General features: G+C 63.0%; 19 protein-coding genes. 15 read left to right on the top strand and 4 right to left on the bottom strand.

Going from position 1 to position 18,686, the window contains the following annotated elements:
* Both ACHHRT_RS06970 and ACHHRT_RS06965 read left to right on the top strand, forming a co-directional pair.
* The gene (locus tag ACHHRT_RS06970) at window positions 1-837 is read left to right on the top strand and encodes a fumarate hydratase (protein ID WP_395499033.1); all 837 of its coding nucleotides are present in this window, start codon (window positions 1-3) and stop codon (window positions 835-837) included.
* Window positions 837-1,412, top strand: a complete 576-nt coding sequence (locus ACHHRT_RS06965; RefSeq protein ID WP_395499032.1) for a FumA C-terminus/TtdB family hydratase beta subunit — start codon at window positions 837-839, stop codon at window positions 1,410-1,412. The genes ACHHRT_RS06970 and ACHHRT_RS06965 overlap by 1 nt, the downstream gene beginning before the upstream one ends.
* A 33-nt stretch (window positions 1,413-1,445) precedes the next feature.
* On the opposite strand, the gene ACHHRT_RS06960 is transcribed toward ACHHRT_RS06965, so the two are convergent.
* From ACHHRT_RS06960 to ACHHRT_RS06945, 4 genes are all read right to left on the bottom strand, one after another.
* Entirely contained in the window at window positions 1,446-2,783 is a 1,338-nt protein-coding gene (locus ACHHRT_RS06960; RefSeq protein WP_395499031.1) for a S41 family peptidase, read from the bottom strand.
* 113 nt (window positions 2,784-2,896) lie between these two features.
* On the bottom strand, window positions 2,897-4,156 hold the full coding sequence (locus ACHHRT_RS06955; RefSeq protein ID WP_395499030.1) for a murein hydrolase activator EnvC family protein: 1,260 nt from the start codon (window positions 4,154-4,156) through the stop codon (window positions 2,897-2,899).
* 3 nt (window positions 4,157-4,159) lie between these two features.
* A complete protein-coding gene (locus ACHHRT_RS06950; RefSeq protein ID WP_395499029.1) occupies window positions 4,160-5,059 on the bottom strand; it encodes a cell division protein FtsX in 900 nt (299 codons plus the stop codon).
* Window positions 5,043-5,750, bottom strand: a complete 708-nt coding sequence (locus ACHHRT_RS06945; protein ID WP_395499028.1) for a cell division ATP-binding protein FtsE — start codon at window positions 5,748-5,750, stop codon at window positions 5,043-5,045. Before ACHHRT_RS06945 ends, ACHHRT_RS06950 begins: the two co-directional genes overlap by 17 nt.
* Before the next feature lie 195 nt (window positions 5,751-5,945).
* Here ACHHRT_RS06945 and ACHHRT_RS06940 point away from each other — a divergent pair, with 195 nt between their 5' ends.
* The 13 genes from ACHHRT_RS06940 to ACHHRT_RS06880 all read left to right on the top strand — a co-directional run bounded on the left by ACHHRT_RS06940 (window position 5,946) and on the right by ACHHRT_RS06880 (window position 18,656).
* A complete protein-coding gene (locus ACHHRT_RS06940; protein ID WP_395499027.1) occupies window positions 5,946-7,070 on the top strand; it encodes a sigma-54 interaction domain-containing protein in 1,125 nt (374 codons plus the stop codon).
* A 31-nt stretch (window positions 7,071-7,101) separates the two neighbouring features.
* On the top strand, window positions 7,102-9,132 hold the full coding sequence (locus tag ACHHRT_RS06935; protein WP_395499026.1) for a tetratricopeptide repeat protein: 2,031 nt from the start codon (window positions 7,102-7,104) through the stop codon (window positions 9,130-9,132).
* Between the two features lie 12 nt (window positions 9,133-9,144).
* Window positions 9,145-10,224, top strand: a complete 1,080-nt coding sequence (locus tag ACHHRT_RS06930; protein ID WP_395499025.1) for a two-component system sensor histidine kinase NtrB — start codon at window positions 9,145-9,147, stop codon at window positions 10,222-10,224.
* Window positions 10,225-10,255: 31 nt separating this feature from the next.
* Window positions 10,256-11,725, top strand: coding sequence for a sigma-54-dependent transcriptional regulator (locus tag ACHHRT_RS06925; protein ID WP_395499024.1), 1,470 nt, complete (start codon window positions 10,256-10,258; stop codon window positions 11,723-11,725).
* A gap of 63 nt (window positions 11,726-11,788) precedes the next feature.
* Window positions 11,789-12,175: a flagellar basal body rod protein FlgB gene (gene flgB, locus ACHHRT_RS06920; RefSeq protein ID WP_395499023.1), complete on the top strand. Its 387-nt coding sequence runs from the start codon at window positions 11,789-11,791 to the stop codon at window positions 12,173-12,175.
* 3 nt (window positions 12,176-12,178) lie between these two features.
* Window positions 12,179-12,613, top strand: a complete 435-nt coding sequence (flgC, locus tag ACHHRT_RS06915) for a flagellar basal body rod protein FlgC (protein ID WP_395499022.1) — start codon at window positions 12,179-12,181, stop codon at window positions 12,611-12,613.
* 14 nt (window positions 12,614-12,627) lie between these two features.
* A complete protein-coding gene (gene fliE / locus ACHHRT_RS06910; protein ID WP_395499021.1) occupies window positions 12,628-12,930 on the top strand; it encodes a flagellar hook-basal body complex protein FliE in 303 nt (100 codons plus the stop codon).
* 15 nt (window positions 12,931-12,945) lie between these two features.
* Window positions 12,946-14,532, top strand: a complete 1,587-nt coding sequence (gene fliF / locus ACHHRT_RS06905) for a flagellar basal-body MS-ring/collar protein FliF (RefSeq protein WP_395499020.1) — start codon at window positions 12,946-12,948, stop codon at window positions 14,530-14,532.
* 3 nt (window positions 14,533-14,535) lie between these two features.
* Window positions 14,536-15,567, top strand: coding sequence for a flagellar motor switch protein FliG (gene fliG / locus ACHHRT_RS06900; protein ID WP_395499019.1), 1,032 nt, complete (start codon window positions 14,536-14,538; stop codon window positions 15,565-15,567).
* Complete coding sequence (locus ACHHRT_RS06895; RefSeq protein WP_395499018.1) at window positions 15,560-16,399, top strand: FliH/SctL family protein; 840 nt, start codon at window positions 15,560-15,562, stop codon at window positions 16,397-16,399. Before fliG ends, ACHHRT_RS06895 begins: the two co-directional genes overlap by 8 nt.
* A gap of 2 nt (window positions 16,400-16,401) precedes the next feature.
* Window positions 16,402-17,712, top strand: a complete 1,311-nt coding sequence (locus ACHHRT_RS06890; RefSeq protein ID WP_395499017.1) for a FliI/YscN family ATPase — start codon at window positions 16,402-16,404, stop codon at window positions 17,710-17,712.
* A 1-nt stretch (window position 17,713) separates the two neighbouring features.
* Window positions 17,714-18,160, top strand: coding sequence for a flagellar export protein FliJ (gene fliJ / locus ACHHRT_RS06885; RefSeq protein WP_395499016.1), 447 nt, complete (start codon window positions 17,714-17,716; stop codon window positions 18,158-18,160).
* Window positions 18,161-18,164: 4 nt separating this feature from the next.
* Window positions 18,165-18,656, top strand: coding sequence for a MotE family protein (locus ACHHRT_RS06880; protein WP_395499015.1), 492 nt, complete (start codon window positions 18,165-18,167; stop codon window positions 18,654-18,656).
* The last annotated feature ends 30 nt before the right edge of the window (window positions 18,657-18,686 follow it).

The raw sequence follows: 18,686 nt of genomic DNA, 5'->3' as shown, positions 1-18,686 counted from the left end.
ATGAAAGTTATTGAAGAGAGCGCGGTTACCGCCGCGGTGCGGGAGCTGGCCATGGCCGCCGCCTGCGACCTGGAGCCGGACACCCTGGAGGCCCTGCTGATTGCCCGGGATCGGGAGTCGTCGGAATTGGCCCGTAATGTGCTGGAGCTGTTGCTGAGCAACAGCGATATCGCCAGCCGGGAGAAGATTCCGATCTGTCAGGACACCGGTCTGGCGGTGGTTTTTGTCGAATTGGGCCGGGAAGTTCGGGTGGGTGGTGATCTGGAGGCGGCCATCCAGGAGGGGGTGCGGCGGGGCTATCGGGACGGTTTCCTGCGGAATTCGGTTTGCGACCCCCTGACCCGCCTCAACACCAATGATAACACCCCGGCGGTGGTTCATCTCGAACTGGTTGCCGGCGATGCCCTGACCCTGCGTTTTCTGCCCAAGGGGTGCGGCAGTGAAAACATGAGCGCCATGGCCATGCTGCCGCCTTCGGCCGGTAAGCCCGGCATTATCCGTTATGTGGTGGAGCAGGTGGTGGCCGCCGGCTCCAACCCCTGCCCGCCGGTGCTGGTGGGGGTGGGGGTGGGTGGCAGCTTCGAGAAGGCGGCCTATCTGGCCAAAAAATCCCTCTGCCGACCCTTGGGTTACGCTCATCCCCGGTCCGATGTGGCCGACCTGGAAGCGGAAATGCTGCTGGAGATCAATGAGCAAGGGGCGGGGGTTCATGGGCTGGGGGGGGTAAACACCGCTCTGGCGGTCCACCTGGAGCTCTTTCCCTGCCATATCGCCAGTTTGCCGGTGGCGGTGAATATCCAGTGCCACGCCCACCGCCACAAGGAGATCGTACTCTGATGTCGCAATCGCCTACCGAGCCGCGCTTTTTTCGTAATCTGCGGGCCCTGCGGGTCCCTTTCGAGCCCGAGGATCTGGCTGCCATTGAAGCGGGGGAGTTGGTCAGCCTCAGCGGCGTAATCTACACCGGCCGTGATCAGACCCATCGTCGGCTCTGCGCCCTGCTTGACCAGGGGGCTGCCCTGCCGGTGGATCTGCGCGGGCAATTGCTTTACTATGTGGGGCCGACCCCGGCCCGGCCGGGGCGGGTGATCGGGGCGGCCGGGCCCACCACCAGCTACCGGATGGATGCCTACACCCCGCGTCTGTTGGAGTTGGGCTTGCTGGCCACCATGGGTAAGGGACCGCGTTCGCCGGAGGTCAGGGCGGCGATGCTTCGCCATGGCGCCATCTATCTGGCCACCATCGGTGGGGCCGGGGCAATGCTGTCCGGCTGCATCAAGAAGAGCGAGGTGGTGGCGTTTGCCGACGCCGGGGCCGAAGCGATGTTCCGCTTCGAGATTGAAGGATTTCCGGCGGTGGTGATCAACGACCTCCAGGGTCGCGATCTCTACGAAGAGGCCCGCCGGAAGTAGCAGCAGGGGCGGAGTTCTCCTCCCCTGATCCCCTTACAGTCTGGTTCTCTCACCAAAGACCTGGACCCCCTTGAGCAGCATCAGGGCCGACTGCAGCTGGCGGTCCCGGGCCAGCTGCTGCTGCAGTTCGTCCTCCTCCCCATTGCTCTCCCTGCTTTGCCGTTGGGCGTCGGTATCGTTATCGATGTGGTGGGGGAGGTCCCGTTCCCGGAGGATCTGGTGGGGCGGCTTGGCCCCGTCGCGGTTCTCCAGGAGGGCGGGGTCGTCATTGCGGACCTCCACGTCGGGGGTGATTCCCTTGGCCTGAATCGATACCCCGCTGGGGGTGTAGTAACGGGCGGTGGTCAGGCGGAGGCCGGCGCCGTCATTGAGGGGGATGATGGTCTGCACCGAGCCCTTGCCGAAGGTGGGGGTGCCGATGATCATGGCCCGTTGGTGATCCTGCAGGGCGCCGGCCACGATCTCCGAGGCACTGGCACTACCCTCGTTAACCAGCACCACGATGGGGAAACGGTAGGCAGGGCCGTTGCCGGTGGCCTCAAAAATCATATTCTGTTCCCGGATCCGCCCTTTGGTGGAGACGATGATTCCCCGCTCCAGGAAAACATCGGTCAGCTGCACCGCCTGGTCCAGCAGGCCGCCGGGGTTGTTGCGCAGATCCAGCACCAGTCCGCTGATCTCCTGCTCTTTCTGGAGGTCCTCCAGGGCGGTCCGGAAGTCGCGGGTGGTTTTGGCCTGGAAGTTGGAGATCCTGATGTGGGCATAGCCCGGCTCCAGCCACTTGCTGCGGACGCTGTGGATAGGGATCAGGTCCCGAACGATGGTGATATCGCGGAACTCCGTCCAGCCCTCCCGCATGATTGAGACCACCACCTCGGTTCCCTTGGGGCCCCGTAGCTTTTTTACCGCCTCCATCAGGGAGATATCCTTGGTGGACTCGCCGTCGATCCTAACGATCCGATCCGCCGCCCGCAGCCCCTGGCGGAAGGCCGGGGTCCCCTCGATGGGGGAAACCACCGTCAACACCCCGTCCCGCATGGAGATCTCGATCCCGATCCCGGTGAAGGTCCCCTTGGTCTCCATCTGCAGTTCTTTGAAGTCGTCGGCCCGCAGGAAGGAGGAGTGGGGGTCAAGCGCTTGCAGCATGCCCCGGATCGCCCCCTGGATCGCCTCTTCGGCGTCGATCTCCTCCACATAGCTCTGCTGGACGATATGGAGGACGTTGGCAAAGGTTTCCAGGTGCCGGTAGGTGTCCTGTTGCGATTTTCCGGCCACGCCGTCGGGCAACTGCCAGACCGCGATGGCCAGAAACAGCAGGGCGCCCAGGATGGGCAGGGATAGTTTGGCTGCCAGGTTGCGGGGATTTTTCATGGAGAGGTCCCGATGGATAATTGAGTAAAGATTACTTAAAACGTTTCACAGGGTAGCATGTTTGTGCCCATTCGACAATGTTTTATCCTTCCTGCTGAGCCCACAGCTACTGGTCATTGACCTCTGAGCCAGGGCAGGGGATCGATGGGCCGCAGGCCCCAGCGAATCTCCAGATAGAGCACCGGTCCGGTGGCGACGGCCCCTTCGCCGGAATCATTTTTCAGGCGGCCGATAATTTCTCCCTGCCGCACCTCCGCCCGGGGCAGGGTCAGGATATCGTCCAGGCCGGCCACCAAGCTGAAATATTCGTTGCCGTGATCGATAATTACCGTTTTGCCGTAGGCCTCGACATTGTCGGCAAAGGCGACGGTTCCCCGGGCCAGGGCGTAAACGCCGGCCCCGGGAGCGCCGGCGATGGTGATCCCTTTGCTGGGGTCACGGGGCAGGGCGGTCGGTCGGCCCGTTACCTCTTTCTGGCCGAAGCGGCTCAGGATGGGGCCGCTGGTTGGCGGGACCAGGCGGCCGCGCAGGGCGGCGAAATCGCCGGCTAATGGGGCAGGCCGCAGGCGCTGGGCGGCGGCTTCGACCTCCATCCGGGCCTGGAGATCGGTCAGGGCGGCGCGCAGTTTTTCGGTGGCCCGGGCGATCTCCTGGCGAGCCTGCTGGTAGAGCTGCTTCTCAATCTGCACCCTCCGCAGCAGGGCGGCGTGCTGACCACGAGCTTTCTGGAGCTCCTCCTCCTGGCGCTGGAGCTCTTCGCTGATGGCCAGCAGTTCCGCCTGTTTCCGGTCGAGTTCCTGGCCGGTTTCCTCCAGATTGGCGATGTTTTGCCGATAGCGGGCGAAACTGTGACGGTCATGCTCGATGATATGGTGAAAACTTTCCTGGAAATCAAGCAGCTCCGGCAGGGACTGGGCGGAAAAGAGGATATTGAGCAGGCCGGTGGCCCCCATGCGGTAGGCGGCGGCCAGTCGGGCCCGGAGATGTTCCTCGGCCTGGTTGAGCTCCTGCAGGGCCTGATCCAGTGCCTCTCGCTGCCGGGCGATCAGCTCCCGTTGGCGGACGATCTGATCCTCCAACTCCCCCTGGCGTTCCTGGCGGACCGTTAACTCATGATCGAGTTGGGCCAGTTCGGCCATAAGGCTTTGCTCCCGTTGCCAGGCTTCCACCGCCATGGCCTCCTGTTCCGCCAGACCTTGATGCAGCCGTTCCAGCTGCCGGGTGTAATCTTCGCCCTGTCGGGCGTAATCTTCGCTGGTGGGGGGGCGGCGTTTGTAAAGGGAGGCCTCCTCCGCCGCCAGGGGCAGTTGGCCCAGCAACAGGGCCAGCAGGACGACAGGCAAGAGCAGGCGGTTGATCGGTCGGGGCCCCATTATTTAGATCCGCAGGGCTTTGTTGACGACGAGCAGGCTGCTGGCCACACAGAGCAGGGTGCCGCCGATAATGATCCCGGCGATCACCGGGACGGGCAGAAAGCTGGGGGTAAACAGGCCCAGCAGGCCCGGTTCGTTCACCGGATTGCCGATCCGCTGGTAAAACAGCCAGAGGGCGGCCGTGCCCAGGCCCGAGCCCAGGCCGCCTTGGAGCAGGCCTTCGGCCACAAAGGGAATGCTGATGTAGCTGCGGCTGGCCCCCAGCAAACGCAGGATTTCAATCTCTTCCCGGCGGGCGGCCATGGCCAGGCGGGTGCTGTGGGAGATGGTGAAAATCATGTTGAGAATCAGCAGCGCCCCGCTGATCAGCACCACCACCTGCAGCACCCGGTTGAAGGCGCTGAAACGCTGCAACCATTCCCGGCCGTACTGGACCCTGGTGGTGTCCGGCAGGGTCAGCAGATGGGCGGCCAGCCGCTCAAGGTCATCGGGGCTGCGCAGGCTGGGTCTGGGGGTGACCTCGATGGAGGGGGGGAGGAACTCGGGGCCCAGATTGTCGAGGATATCCCGCTCCTCGCCGAGCTGGTCGGCAAAACGGGCAAAGGCCTCCTGGCGGGAGGTGTAGCGAACCTCGGCAATATCGCCGAACTGGCGGATCTGCTGTTCCAGGCGGGCCATCAGGGGCGGCTCGATCTCTCGCTCCAGATAGATGGTGAGCCGGATCTCCTCGCCCAGGCGGGCGCCGGTGGCCAGCATATTGAGATGGACCAGCAGGAAAAAGGAGAAGATCAACACCGCCAGCATCACGGTGAACAACCCCATGATCTGGGTCGGCCAGGTTTTGGCCAGGTTGCTGCCGGTTTGGCGCAGGATCTGGGGGATTGGATTAGTATGCTTTTTCATGACGGGTATCTTCCACTAAAAAACCGCGCTCCAGGCGCAACACTTGATGACCGCTGTCGCGGTGGAGTTTTTCGTCGTGGGTGGCGGCGATTACGGTGGTGCCGGCGGCGGCCAGCTCCCGAAACAGGGCCATGACCAGGGCGCCGCTTTTTTCGTCCAGGTTGCCGGTGGGTTCGTCGGCCAGCAGGAGCGCCGGCTGGTTGGCGGCGGCCCGGGCGACGGCCACCCGTTGCTGCTCTCCCAAGGAGAGGTCCGATACCGGGCGCCGCTCTTTGTCGGCCAGGCCCAGCTGCTCCAGCAACCGGCCCACCCGTTGACGGACAATGCGGCGGGGGCGATAGTCCACCTCCATGGCCATCGCCACGTTACGCATAACACTCAGATCGGGCAGCAGGCGGAAATCCTGATAGGCCACCCCGATGCGGCGGCGGATCAGCTGCATTTCGGCGCTGCCGATCCGGGCCAGGTTTTGGCCGAACAGCATCACCATGCCGCCACTGGGGGACTCCCGGCGGCAAATCAGCTTGAGCAGGGTGCTTTTCCCGGCGCCGCTGACCCCGGTGACGAACAGAATCTCGCCGGGGGCGGCGGTCAGGGAGACATTGCGCAGGGCGGTTATGTCGGGGGGGTAGGTTTTGCCGAGTTTCAGGCATTCAACCGTGAAGTCGGAAACCGGGACGGAATTGTTCATATTGATGACAGGCCCATTTTTTGCTTTAAAAACCGCATGTTGACTGGCAGTTCCCAGCCTTGTTCACGTCTGTTTCGCGGCGAATACCATAACCATGGTGAAAAAAAATTGACACTGTTTTAAGCGTTATTGTATAGACATACAAACATAACTTCCGAAATTAATAAACATTTTTTAGTATCCGAGGTGGTGGGGATGACCGAGGGAGAGATCGATAACGGGGCGTTGACGACGGAAGGATGCGCGGCCATTATTGGAACAAGCGATAAAATCCAACATGTTTTCAGCTTGATTCGCAAGGTGGCCGATGCCGACACCACGGTGCTGGTCCGGGGGGAATCGGGGACCGGCAAGGAGCTGGTGGCCCAGGCTTTGCATCAGGAAGGGGGGCGTCGGCAGGGGCCTTTTGTTGCCGTGAACTGTGGGGCAATCCCGGCGGAGCTGTTGGAAAGTGAACTTTTCGGCCATGAACGGGGGGCTTTCACCCATGCTGTCCGCACCCGGCCCGGTCGCTTCGAGCTGGCCGACGGCGGCACAGTCTTTCTCGATGAGATTGCGGAGATGAGTCCGATGCTCCAGGTCAAGCTGCTGCGGGTTCTGCAGGAGAAGAAATTTGAGCGGGTGGGAGGGACCCGGACCATCGTCTCCGATTTCCGGGTGGTGGCCGCCACCAACCGCGATCTGGAGGAGGAGGTCAGCCGGGGCAACTTCCGGGAAGACCTCTACTATCGTCTCAACGTAATCCCCATCGAAACCCCGCCCCTGCGGGAGCGGGTTTCCGATATCCCGTTGTTGATCGATCATTTTATCGCCCGCTGCAACCGTTCGCGTCGGACCAAGATCACCGGATTGCATCCCCGGGCCATGGAGTGTCTGCTGGCTTACCACTGGCCCGGTAATGTGCGGGAGCTGGAGAACCTGATGGAGCGGATGGTAATCCTCTCCTCCGGCCGCCAGCTGGGGGTTGAGGATCTGCCCGAGCGGCTGCTGGCCGCCTCGCCGGTGCCGGCTTCCCGCGTCTCCGCCGACGGGGAGAGCGGGGAGCGGACGGCGGCAACTCCGGTGGGCAATCCCGCCGAGTTCGCGGCGGCCGTGGTTGGCGGCGATCCCGGTTCCGGCCGCTGGTTGATTCCCCCCAGCGGTTTTGTTTTGAGCGAGCGGGTGGCTGAATTTGAGAAGGTTTTGATTGTCCGGGCCATGGAGCAAACCGGCTGGGTCAAGAACCGCGCCGCCAAGCTGCTCAATGTTAATCGTACCACCCTGCTGGAGAAGATGAAGCGCTACAACCTGACCGAGCCCCAAGATGCGTCAAAAGTCTGACTGGACAGCGTTGTCGATCTTGCCCCCACCCGTGGCCCGATTTTGGGCGCCGGCTCTGCTGCTGGGGTTGCTCCTGCTGCTGGCCGCTTCCGGAGTGGCCAGCCAGGAAAGGCCCTCCGTCCGGGACCTCTGGGAGCGGGCCACCGCCGCCGCCGTTGAGGAGAGGTGGGACGAAGCCGCCAGCCATTTTGAACGCCTGCACCGGGAGTTTTCCCGTTCGGAATTCGCCGAGGAGTCCCTGTGGCGGGCCGCCCAGATGCGCCGCAAGGCCGCCGAGCAGGAGAAGGATCCCGACTGGGAGCGGGTTCGTGATCTTTTTCACCGTTACAGCACCGAATACCCCGCCGCCGACCATCGGGATGAGGCCCATCTGGAGATTGGCATCAGCTATTTCCGGATGCGCTTTTTCCGGGAGGCCCTCACCTATTTCAGGTTGTTCGCGCAGCGCTATGCCGATTACCCCTTGCTGCCCCTTTCCCGCTACTGGCAGGCCATAACCTTGTTGGAGGTGGGCCGGGTGGAGGAGGCGGTGCCCCTGCTCAACGATTTGACCCGGGAGCCGGATGAAGAACTCAGACTAAAAGCCTTGTTCGGCCTGCGGCAGGCCTATGAGATTCAGGGGGAGCATCTGCTGGCCTTGACCACCCTGGAGCGTATCGTCAAGATTTCCCCCGCCGATTATCATCTGGAAAACCCCGAACTGCTGTTGATGCTGGGGTTGGCCAACGGGCGTTTGGGGCGGGAGGAGGAGGCCCGGGAGCAGCTCTGGCGCTTTGTCAACCTCTCGCCCCTATCTCCTCGCCGGACCGAGGCCCTGTTCGCCCTGGGGGAAAGCTATTATCGCCAGGGCGATCACGCTCCGGCCCAGCGTCTTTATCAGCGGGTTGTCGACGAGGGGGGAGCCGGGGAACGGGCGGTGGTTCTGGCCCGCTTCCGTCAGGCCCAGTTCCTTGATGATCCGGTCCGGCAGCAGGAGCAGTGGCGGCCGCGACGGGATCCCGCCGACCGGGTTGGTGATTATCCTTACCTGGCGGTCATTGATCAGTACGGGCTGGACCCGATTGCCCAGGAAGCCCGTTACGGCCTGCTGCTTCGCCTCAAGGCCCGGGGTGATCTGGAGGAGGCCCTGGAGCAGGCCCGCGCCTATATCCGCCATGCCGCCCCGCAGGAGGGGCCTGGATTTAACCCCGGCCGGACCGGCGATTTGCTGGTTTTTCTCATCGAGGAGCTGCTCCGGCGGGGTGAATATGAGCGGATCCACCACCTTTATATCAACGAACACCAGCATGTGCGAAACTATCAGCCCGGCCGGCTCCGTGTTCTCATCGGCAGGGCCATGGAAGAGCTGGCGCTTTATGAGCAGGCGGCGGTGGTTTATTACCGGGCCCTGGCCGGGACCCTGAGTGATCAGGAGTTGGCCGAACTCTATTATCGGCGAGTCCTGGTTTACTTTGCCCTGGGGGATTTCGCCGCCGCCGATCGCCTCCTCACCCATCTGCGCCGGATTTATGCCGAGCAACCGGCCCGACTGGCCGAGGCCCAGGCCCTCAGCGGGACTTTGCGCGCGCGGCAACAGCGCCATCAGGAGGCGTGGGGATTTTTCCGCCAAGCCCTCGCTTCTCCGGAGGCGGTTCCGCGGTGGGGGGAGGCTCTGCCCTCCCTGTTGCGGACCATGGCGGCCCTGGAGCTTTTCAATGAGATGCCGTCGGTGCTGGCCCGCGGCCTGGGGGAGGGTTGGTTGGGCCCCGAGCTGGCCCAGGCCTGGTATCGCCGGAGCGGGGATGGTCTGCGGCGCCTGGGGCTGACGGACCAGGCCCAGGCGGTTTACGGCGCTGGCCTGGCCGAGGCTATGCCCCGGGAGGGCGAGGATTTTCAGGCTATCAGCTTTCATTTGGGGGCGCTGCTGGCCAAGGGTGACCAACCGGCCCGTGATGAAGCCCGCCGGCACCTGGCCGCCGCCGCCGGCCCGGATCAACTGCTGGGCAAAATGGCCCGTCAGCAGCTTAATCAGTTGGATATCGTGGAGGCCACGGAGGGAATGCGCAGCCTCTTTACTCAATAGTCGCCAGTTGCAATGACCTTGTTATCCTTCGATAAACCAGATCAACTGCGGGAATTTTTCTTCGCGATGATCGAAAGCATTCCCGGAGGCCTGTTGCTGGCCGACCGCCAGGGGCAACTGTTGGCCGCCAATCGGCAGGCCGCCACCCTGCTGGGCTTTGCCGGGGCTTCGATCCAGGGGCGCTCCTGCTGGGATTTGCTGGGACGGACCCTGGGGCTGGAGGCCGCCGCCATGCTGCCCTTGGGCCGGGCCGGCGGCAAAATGATGGTGGATCAGGCCACCCCCGGTGAGGCCGGTCACCGTTATCTGCTGATTGCCCGAAATGAACTGCAGAGTCCCTTCTTTGGCGTGGGCGGTTTTTTTCTCTCCCTGGAGGATGTAACCTACCCGGCCATGGTTGAACCCCATCTCGACCGCTGCCGCCGCTTTGCCGCCATTCAGGATATGGCGGTTTCCCTGAGCCAGGAGTTGCGTAATCCCTTGGGGGGGCTGGAACTTTATGCCTCAATGCTGCGTCGCGATCTGGGGGAAGATCCAGATTATCAGCGACTTACCAATCAGATGCTGGCCGCCATCCGGACCATGAACCACCTGCTGGACAACACCCTGACCTTTGCCGCCCAACCCCGGCCGGAAAAGCGGGGGGTGGTGATCCGCTCATGGCTGGAGCGGGTTTTGGCCGCCCTGGCCCCCCTGGGTGAGGCCGCCGGGGTTGATTTTCTGACCACTTATAATCATCGGTTGGAGGAGATAGTGGCTGATCCCGGCTTGCTGGAGCAGATGTTGCTCAACCTCGGCATGAATGCCCTGGAAAGCATGGAGGGGGCGGGGACGGTGGAACTGTCCACCCGCAGCCTGGAGGCCGGTGGTGGGAGGCCCGCCATGCTGGAGGTTCGCCTGCTGGATCGGGGCCGGGGGATCGCCGCCGGCGACCGCGATAAAATTTTCGATCCCTTCTTCACCACCAAGAAGGGGGGCAAGGGGCTGGGACTGGCCATTGTCCATCATATTGTCGAGAGTCACCGGGGGTTTATTCGGGTGGACAGTGAACCGGGGGCTGGTTCGGTTTTTACGGTCCTTTTGCCCTACTGACGGTTAAGGCAGGTAAAACGGGAAATGGAATATGGGCCGAAAGATACTGGTCGTTGATGACGAACAGAACATGCGGGTTGCCCTCTACGAGGCCTTGAGCCGGGGGGGATACGAGGTGACGGTGGCGGAGAACGGGCGGATGGCCCTGACCCTGCTGGCCAAGTCCGAGCCGGACCTGGTGATCACCGACATTCGGATGCCGGAGATGGACGGGATCGAGATGCTGCGCCGGATCAAGGAGCTGCATCCGGCTCTGCCGGTGGTGATCATCACCGGTTACGCCACGGTGGAGACGGCGGTGGAGGCGATGAAGCGGGGGGCCGTTGATTATATCCTCAAGCCTTTTCCGGTGGAGGTGATCGAGGAGACCGTGAAGAAGGTTTTGCGGGAGCGAGTTGCCCCCCCCACCTCCTCGCCCCGGGCCGGCGGGAGTGGGGAAGCGGCCGTTGCCGGGCCCGGCCCGGCCCAGGCCGGCGGTGGCGAGCGGAAGGTGATCGGCCAGGATCCCCAGTTTCTCCGGCTGCTGGAGCGGGCCCGGGCGGTGGCTTCCAGCAAGGCCACGGTGCTGGTTCTGGGGGAATCGGGAACCGGCAAGGAGGTGTTCGCCCGTTTTATCCACCATGTCAGTGACCGCAAGGCCGGTCCTTTTGTGGCCCTCAACTGCGCGGCCCTGCCCGAAGGTTTGTTGGAGAGCGAGCTTTTCGGCCACGAAAAGGGGGCGTTCACCGGGGCGGTGATGGCCAAGAAGGGGAAGTTTGAACTGGCCAGCGGCGGGACCCTGCTCCTGGATGAGATCGGCGAAATCCCCCTCCACCTGCAGGCCAAGCTGCTGCGGGTTCTCCAGGAGGAGGAAGTGGATCGTCTGGGGGGCAAGGAGCCGGTGCGGGTCGATGTGCATGTGCTGGCCACCACCAACCGGGATCTGGCTGAAGCGGTCAAGGCCGGGGAGTTTCGAGAAGACCTCTTCTACCGGCTCAACGTGATCCCCATCCGGTTGCCGCCCCTGCGGGAGCGGCCGGAGGATATCCCCCTGCTGGCGGATTTCTTTGTGGAAAAATACACCGCCCGCTACCGCAAGCCGGCCAAAAAGATCTCGGAGGGGGCCCGGCAACGCTTTCTTGAGTATCAATGGCCGGGGAATGTCCGGGAGATGGAAAATCTGGTGGAGCGGGCGGTGCTGCTCAGTGGCGGTGAGGCCTTGGAACCCTGGGATTTCTGGGATGAGGAACCGCCGCCCGATGTTGCCGCCGCCCCCGCGCCGGAATCGCCCTCCTTCGCGCCCCGATCCTCCGCCCCCTCGGCTTTGGGGGAGGTCGATCCCGGCCCCGATGCCGGGCCGGACTTGACCGGCCAGAGTTTGCGGGAGGTGGAGCGCCAGATGATTCTCCAGGCCCTGCGCAAAACCGAGGACAATCGGACCCATGCCGCCAAAATGCTGGGAATCAGCGTCCGCACCCTGCGCAATAAGCTCAACGAGTATCGCAGTCAGGGAACCCTCTGAGGTTGGCACCATGTTTGCATGGTAAAGTTGGCGAGCGTTTAAACCCGGCAACAGGAGGAGCCCATGCCCATAAACAAATTATTCGGTGGTTCCATTGAGGTGATGCACCAGGCCCTCAATGTCCGCAACCAGCGCCAGGGGCTGATTCAGTCCAATATCGCCAACCTGGAGACCCCCGGCTACAAGGTGCAGGATTTTCCCTTTGAACTGGTGATGCAGCGGGTGATCAGCGGCCAGGGGGAGCTGGCTCGCACCCATAAAGGCCATCTCGCCGTCGACCCGGGGGAGGCGGCCCGGGTCAGCCAGTTCAGGCAGGAAGAGCGGCCGGTGGACCTGGATGAAGAGATGCTCAAGCTTTCGGAAAACCAGCTGATGTATCAGGTCACCAGCAAGTTGATCGCCAAAAAGTTTGAAGGTTTGCGTCATGTAATTGACGAAGGAGCCAAGTAAGCCATGGATATTTTGACAGCCATGCAGATCAGCGGTTCGGCCTTGAAGGCCGAGCGCAGCCGCCTTAACATCGCGGCCATGAATCTGGCCAATGCCAATACCACCCGGACCATGGAGGGTGGTCCCTACCGGGCCAAATCGGTGGTTTTTGAAGCCCGGCCCCTTGATCGGGATTTCAATACCGTCCTGGAGGGGGCCGCCTCCAGGCTGCGCAAGGTGGAGGTGGTGGAAGTGGTGGAGGATAAGGCCCCCTTCCGCGAGGTTTACGATCCCAGCCATCCCGACGCCGACGCCAACGGGATTGTGCGTTATCCCAATGTCAATGTGGCCGAGCAGATGGTGGATATGATGAACGCCCGCCGCTCCTATGAGGCCAATGTCGCGGCCCTGGATGCCGTCAAGGAAATGGCGCTGCGAGCCTTGGAGATCAGCCGTTAGAGGAGGAGTGAACCATGATTAATCCCACCGGTTTAAAGCCGGCCATGCCCATCGGTATCGCCGGCAGCGAGCAGCCGGCCGCGACCCGCGACCTGGTTTCCGGGTTTGGCGAGGTTCTGAAAAAGGCGGTGGATGCGGTAAGCGCCCGCCAGGCCGAGGCCAACCATCTTGCCGAGGGACTGGTCAGCGGCCAGCATGCCAATATCCACGAAACCATGATCGCCGCGGAAAAGTCCAGCATCTCCTTTCGGCTGATGACCAAAGTCCACCAGAAGGGGCTTGACGCCTACCAGGAAGTTATGCGGATGCAGCTTTAACCCGAGGTGAACGTGATGGCCGGTCCCAAGGAAATTTTTACCCAGCTTGTCTCCATCTTCAAGGGGTTGACTCCGCTTCAGAAAATCACCGCCCTGGGGATGGTGGTTCTGGTTTTCGGGGGGATGATCGCCCTGACCAGCGTGGGGGGTAAGCAGGATGAGCGGGTGCTCTTCTCCGGACTCTCCCAGCAGGATGCCGCCGAGGTGGTCCAGCGGTTGCGGGACCTCAACGTCCCTTACCGGCTCAGCGATACCGGCACCGCGATCATGGTGCCCGCCAGCCAGGTTTACGAGATCCGCCTGACCCTGGCCGGCGATGGCTTGCCCCGGGGGGGCGGGGTGGGGTTCGAGGTTTTCGACGAGGTGGGCCTGGGAACCACCGACTTTGTCAATCGGCTCAATTTCCAGCGGGCCATGCAGGGGGAGTTGGCCCGGACCATCCGCCAGTTTCAGCAGGTGCAGGAGGCCCGGGTTCATATCGCCACCCCCCGGGAGTCGGTGTTCATTGAGGATGAAAAGCCGGTTACCGCCTCGATCAGCGTCCAGATGCGGGGGCGGGAGCAGCTTACCCAGCACCAGATTCAAAGTATCGTCAATCTGGTGGCCTCGGCGGTTCCGGGGTTGAGCGATGACAACATCACCCTGGTGGATACCGCCGGTCGCCTGCTCTATCGCAAAAAAGGAGATCTGGACGCAGTCCTTTCCGGGACCCAGCTTGAATTTCAGCACAAGGTGGAAGAGACCGCCCGCCGCAAGGTGGAGAGCATGCTGGAGGAGGTGGTGGGGGTCAATCGGGTGCGGGCCAGTGTCACCGCCGATATCGACTTCAGCCGGGTAAACCTCACCGAGGAGAGTTTTGACCCCGAGGAGCAGGTGGTGCGCAGTGAACAGCTGCTGACCGAGTCCGACCAGCGGGGAGACCAGGCCCGGGGTATTCCCGGGGTCAAGGGCGAACTGGCGACTTTTGCCGGCGAGGATGGTGGGGCGACCGGCAGTTCCTATCAGCGCAGCAATGTGACCCGCAACTATGAAATCAGCCGCCAGACCAGGCAGGTGCAGGAGGGCGGCGGTGGGGTCCGGCGCCTGTCGGTGGCGGTGATGGTGGATGGCACCTACGAGCGAGTGGTCAACGACGCGGGGCAAACCGTCCTGGAATACCGGCCCCGTTCCGCCGAGGAGATGGCCTATTTCGAGCGCCTGGTCCGTAACGCGGTGGGTTATAACGAAGAACGGGGCGATCAGATTGAGGTTGCTTCCCTGCCCTTTGCCCTCTCGGCCCTGACCGATCCGGAGGTTGATCCACTGGATCAGTGGCGGGAGTTGGCCGAATGGCTGGCCATGCCCCTGGTTTATCTGCTGATCACTTTCGGGGTGATGCTCTTTGTGGTCCGGCCTTTTTTCCGGCTGCTGGCGGCCAAGGGTCTGGAGGCCAAACGGACGACCCAGGTGGTTTCGGTGGGTCGGGAAGGAGGGGAAGAGGAGGAGGAGCTGACCTTGGGCCCCCGGGGGTTGAGCGACCAGGAACGGCTCTATCGCCTGGCTCAGAGTGATCCCGATCGGGCCGCCGACCTGGTGCGGCGCTGGTTAAGGGAGGAAGCGTAAGCGATGGCGGTTGCACCCAAGAAAAAAGATGGCGGCAGTAGTCTGACCGGCCCGGAGAAGGCGGCGATCTTCCTGTTGACCGTGGGAGATGATTTCACCTCCAAGGTTTTTCAACGCCTGGCGCCGGAAGAGATCAAGCTGGTGGGCCGTCAGATGGCCAAGATCGACAAGATCGACAAGGATGAACTGGAATCCCTGCTGCGGGAGTTCAAGGGTGATACCGGCGGCAGCGATCTTTTTCTCTCCGGCAACGATCTGCTGGAACAGGCCCTGCGGAAGGCCCTCTCCGGTGAGAAGGCCCAGGAGATCCTGGAGGATATCCGCTCCGACTGGAAGCTGACCCTGTTCCAGAAGGCCCGCAAGCTGGAACCGAAAGTACTGGTCAACTTTCTGCGCAACGAACATCCCCAGACCGTGGCCCTGGTGCTGGCGGTCCTGGAGCCCAGCCAAGCGGCCCATGTGCTGGCGGAGTTTCCCGAAGCCACCCAGGTGGAGGTGGTGATGCGGATGGCCGAGCTGGACAAGGTCAGTCCCGAGATTCTGGTGGATGTGGACCGGGTGCTGCAGGATGAGCTGCTGGCGGTGGAGGGGATGGAAGGTCAGCGACTTGGCGGGGTGGAGGCGGTGGCCGAACTGCTCAACAGCGCCGAGCGGGCCACGGAGGCGGCCATTCTGGAAGGGATCGAGGAGCAGCGGGAAGCCCTGGCTGAAGAGATTCGCCGCCTGATGTTCGTCTTTGAGGATCTGCTCAATGTCGATGATCGCGGCATCCAGATGATCCTCAAGGAGGTCAGCACCGACGACCTCAAGGTGGCCCTCAAGATCGCCTCCCCCGAACTGATGGAGAAGATTTTCCGCAGTATGTCTTCCCGGGCGGTGGAGTTGTTGAAGGATGACATGGAGATCATGGGGCCGACCCGGGTGCGCGATGTCGAGGCGGCCCAGCAGGCGATTATCAAGGTTGCCAAGCGCCTGGAGCAGGAAGGCAAGGTCCAGCTGCTGGTGGGCGGCGGCGGGGAGGACGAGTTTGTCTAGGGTCAACCGGTCGCGGTCCGCCGACAGCGGGGAGCAGTTTGCCGAACTGGAGGCGGCTCGTAAGCAAAAGCCGCCCCGGGCCGAGGAGTTCATTGCCCTGGTGGATCTCTGGCAACGCACGCCGCCGCCGACCGGTGGGGGAGGGGCGGATGCCGTTGGATATGAGGCGGTCGATCCGGTGGAGCAGGCCCGGCGGGAAGCGGAAAAGATCGTGGAGACGGCCAAGGCCGAGGCGGCCAGGCTGCAAGAGGAGGCCCAGCGCCGGGGGCGGGCCGAGGGAGAACGCCAGGGGCGGGCCGAGGCGGAAAAGGAGTATGCCCAACGGTTGGGGGGACTTGGTAAGATCCTGAAAAACCTGGAGGGGCAACGGGGGGCGATCATCCGTCGTTACCGGGAAGAGCTGCTGCTGCTGGCCACCACCATGACCGATCGACTGGTACACCACGAGATTTCGGTCAACCCGGCGGTCATCGAAAGCTGTTTTCGGGGGGCGATGGAATATGTGATTGAGAATTCGCTGGTTAAGGTCCACCTCAACCCCGACGATTTTCACCATCTCAAGGAGGCCGGTTTGACCGATCCCGCCCTGTTCGGTGGCAAGAATCGAGTACAGTTGGTGGAAGATCCCGCCGTTGCCGCCGGCGGTTGTCTGCTCAAGAGCAGTTTTGGCGAAATTGATGCCACCCTGGAGAGTTGCCGCGACAAACTCTATCAGGCGGTGGATCTGGCCTTTCAGGCCGCCCTGGCCCAGGAGGGAGCGGCGGCCGAAAAACCCCTTGAGCTCGACGCGGCCGCCGACGAAGGTGAAGGCTCCGGTCCGGTGGGGGATTAGTGATGGATTTCGCTCCCCTGCTGGAGATCGCCCGGGAAACCTCCCTGATCACCGTGGGTGGCCGGGTCAGCCAGGTGATCGGCATGGTGATCGAAAGCGAAGGGCCGGGGATTCCGGTGGGCAGCATCTGTGAGGTTGAGGTGTTTCGGGGACGCTCCACGGTACCGGCCGAGGTGGTGGGTTTCCGCGATGGCCGGGTTCTGCTGATGCCCCTGGGGGAGATGCGGGGGGTGGAGCCGGGCAGCGCCATTCGGTTGGTTGAAGGTCAGGCCCGGGTGCCGGTCTCCCAGGCCCTGCTGGGCCGGATCATCGATGGTCTGGGCCGACCCATGGACGGTGGCCCGCCTTTGCCGGTGGAAGCATTCTACCCCCTCTATGCCGAGCCGCTCAATCCCATGGAGCGGGAGCGGATCACCGCCGCGGTGGATGTGGGGGTGCGGGCGATCAACGGCTTGCTTACCCTGGGCAAGGGGCAGCGGATCGGGATCATGGCCGGTTCCGGCGTGGGCAAAAGCACCCTGATGGGGATGATCGCCCGCCACACCGCCGCCGATATCAGCGTGATCGCCCTGATCGGGGAGCGGGGTCGGGAGTTGAAGGATTTCATCGAGCGGGACCTCGGCCCCGAAGGTCTGGCCCGCTCGGTGGTGGTGGTGGCCACCTCCGACCAGCCCCCGCTGGTTCGGATGCGGGGAGCCTATCTGGCCATGGCGGTGGCGGAGTATTTTCGTGACCAGCAGCGGGATGTGGTCTTGATGATGGACTCGGTTACCCGTTACGCCATGTCCAGCCGGGAGGTGGGGCTGGCCATCGGGGAGCCCCCAACCTCCCGGGGTTATACCCCTTCGGTTTTTGGTCAGTTGCCCAAACTGCTGGAACGGGCCGGCACCTGCCAGGACAAGGGCAGTATCACCGGGATCTTCACCGTGCTGGTGGAGGGTGACGATATGAACGAACCGATTGCCGACGCGGTCCGTTCCATCGTCGATGGTCATATTGTCCTCAGCCGTGACCTGGCCGCCCAGGGCCACTACCCGGCCATCGAGGTGATGGGCAGTGTCAGCCGCTGCATGACCGATGTCGCCGCCCGGGAGCAGCTGCAGGCGGCCCAGCGTTTTCTGGAGGTGCTGGCCCTTTATCGCCGCTCGGAAGATCTGATCAATATCGGGGCCTACGCCAAGGGCAGCAATCCCAAGATCGACAACGCCGTGGCCATGATCGATCAACTGAACGCCTATTTGCGGCAGCAGGTGGATGAGCGGGTTTCCGCCTCCGACAGTGTGGCCCAACTTCTAACCCTGTTTAAGAAATAGCATGGCTTACCGATTCCGTTTTGAAAGCGTGCTCGGTTATCGCCGCAACCTGGAGGAGCTGGCCCGCCAAAAGCTGGCCCTGGCCCAGGCTCAACTGGAGCGGCAGCAGAGCCGCCTGGCTGAAATCACCGCCGAGCTGGCCCAGGCGATCACCCTCTTTGAAGAGCGCAAGCGCCAACCGATTCCGGCTCCCCTCTATATCATGTTCGTGGATGGAATAGAACGTCGGGAGCGGGATCTCGACCGCCAGCGGCAGGCGCTTAGCAGCCAGCGGCAGGTGGTGGAACAGGTGCGGCAGGAGCTGGTGGGCAGGATGCGGGAGCGGAAGATCATGGAGAAGGCCCGGGAGCGGGATTACGAGGAGTATCTCCGGGAAGAGCTGAAAAAAGAGCAGGCCGAACTGGATGAGCAGATGATTCTGCGGTTCGGCCGGCATGGTGGGAGATAGATCGATGAAAACCAGAACCGCGGTGCTGATTGTGGCCGGGGCCCTGCTGCTGCCGGGGATATTGAGTCCTGATCAACTCCAGGGGCAGACCCGGCCGGTGCGGGCCAGCCAGGAGGAGCTTGCTCACTCCTCCCGCTTGCGGGACCAGGAGAGGGAGTTGGCGGCCCGGGAGGAGCGGTTGGCCCAGCGGGAACAGTTGCTGGCGGAGCTGGAGCAGAACCTGGAGCGGGAGCTGGAGCGGCTGCTGGTGCTGCAACGGGAGGCCAAGGCCACCCTGGATGCCCTGACCGCCGTGAAGGATCAGGCCTTTCGCGACCTGATCCGGGTCTACAGCGCCATGCGGCCCACCCGGGTCGCTGAACTGCTCAACCAGATGAGTGACCGGGACGCCCTGGAGATTCTCCGTGGCCTCAGAACCGAGATGGTGGCCGATATCATCCCCCGTCTGGAGCAGGATAAAGCCGTCCGGCTCAGCCGTCAGCTGGGTCTCCTCTAACCTCACGAACAACCCGTTTTTCAACGGGCT

It is taken from the genome of Desulfurivibrio modestus (assembly GCF_044068625.1).
Taxonomy (GTDB): Bacteria; Desulfobacterota; Desulfobulbia; order Desulfobulbales; family Desulfurivibrionaceae; genus Desulfurivibrio.
This window is presented reverse-complemented; position numbering and strand designations above follow the sequence as displayed.

Excerpts from the sequence above, each read along its gene's own strand:
- ACHHRT_RS06950 (WP_395499029.1), bottom strand. The coding sequence starts at position 5,059 with ATGAAAAAGCATACTAATCCAATCCCCCAGATCCTGCGCCAAACCGGC.
- fliF (WP_395499020.1), top strand. The coding sequence starts at position 12,946 with ATGGCCGGTCCCAAGGAAATTTTTACCCAGCTTGTCTCCATCTTCAAG.
- flgB (WP_395499023.1), top strand. The coding sequence starts at position 11,789 with ATGCCCATAAACAAATTATTCGGTGGTTCCATTGAGGTGATGCACCAG.
- fliE (WP_395499021.1), top strand. The coding sequence starts at position 12,628 with ATGATTAATCCCACCGGTTTAAAGCCGGCCATGCCCATCGGTATCGCC.
- ACHHRT_RS06970 (WP_395499033.1), top strand. The coding sequence starts at position 1 with ATGAAAGTTATTGAAGAGAGCGCGGTTACCGCCGCGGTGCGGGAGCTG.
- ACHHRT_RS06880 (WP_395499015.1), top strand. The coding sequence starts at position 18,165 with ATGAAAACCAGAACCGCGGTGCTGATTGTGGCCGGGGCCCTGCTGCTG.
- ACHHRT_RS06965 (WP_395499032.1), top strand. The coding sequence starts at position 837 with ATGTCGCAATCGCCTACCGAGCCGCGCTTTTTTCGTAATCTGCGGGCC.
- ACHHRT_RS06925 (WP_395499024.1), top strand. The coding sequence starts at position 10,256 with ATGGGCCGAAAGATACTGGTCGTTGATGACGAACAGAACATGCGGGTT.
- ACHHRT_RS06945 (WP_395499028.1), bottom strand. The coding sequence starts at position 5,750 with ATGAACAATTCCGTCCCGGTTTCCGACTTCACGGTTGAATGCCTGAAA.
- ACHHRT_RS06890 (WP_395499017.1), top strand. The coding sequence starts at position 16,402 with ATGGATTTCGCTCCCCTGCTGGAGATCGCCCGGGAAACCTCCCTGATC.
- ACHHRT_RS06940 (WP_395499027.1), top strand. The coding sequence starts at position 5,946 with ATGACCGAGGGAGAGATCGATAACGGGGCGTTGACGACGGAAGGATGC.
- ACHHRT_RS06955 (WP_395499030.1), bottom strand. The coding sequence starts at position 4,156 with ATGGGGCCCCGACCGATCAACCGCCTGCTCTTGCCTGTCGTCCTGCTG.
- fliJ (WP_395499016.1), top strand. The coding sequence starts at position 17,714 with ATGGCTTACCGATTCCGTTTTGAAAGCGTGCTCGGTTATCGCCGCAAC.
- flgC (WP_395499022.1), top strand. The coding sequence starts at position 12,179 with ATGGATATTTTGACAGCCATGCAGATCAGCGGTTCGGCCTTGAAGGCC.
- ACHHRT_RS06960 (WP_395499031.1), bottom strand. The coding sequence starts at position 2,783 with ATGAAAAATCCCCGCAACCTGGCAGCCAAACTATCCCTGCCCATCCTG.
- ACHHRT_RS06930 (WP_395499025.1), top strand. The coding sequence starts at position 9,145 with ATGACCTTGTTATCCTTCGATAAACCAGATCAACTGCGGGAATTTTTC.
- fliG (WP_395499019.1), top strand. The coding sequence starts at position 14,536 with ATGGCGGTTGCACCCAAGAAAAAAGATGGCGGCAGTAGTCTGACCGGC.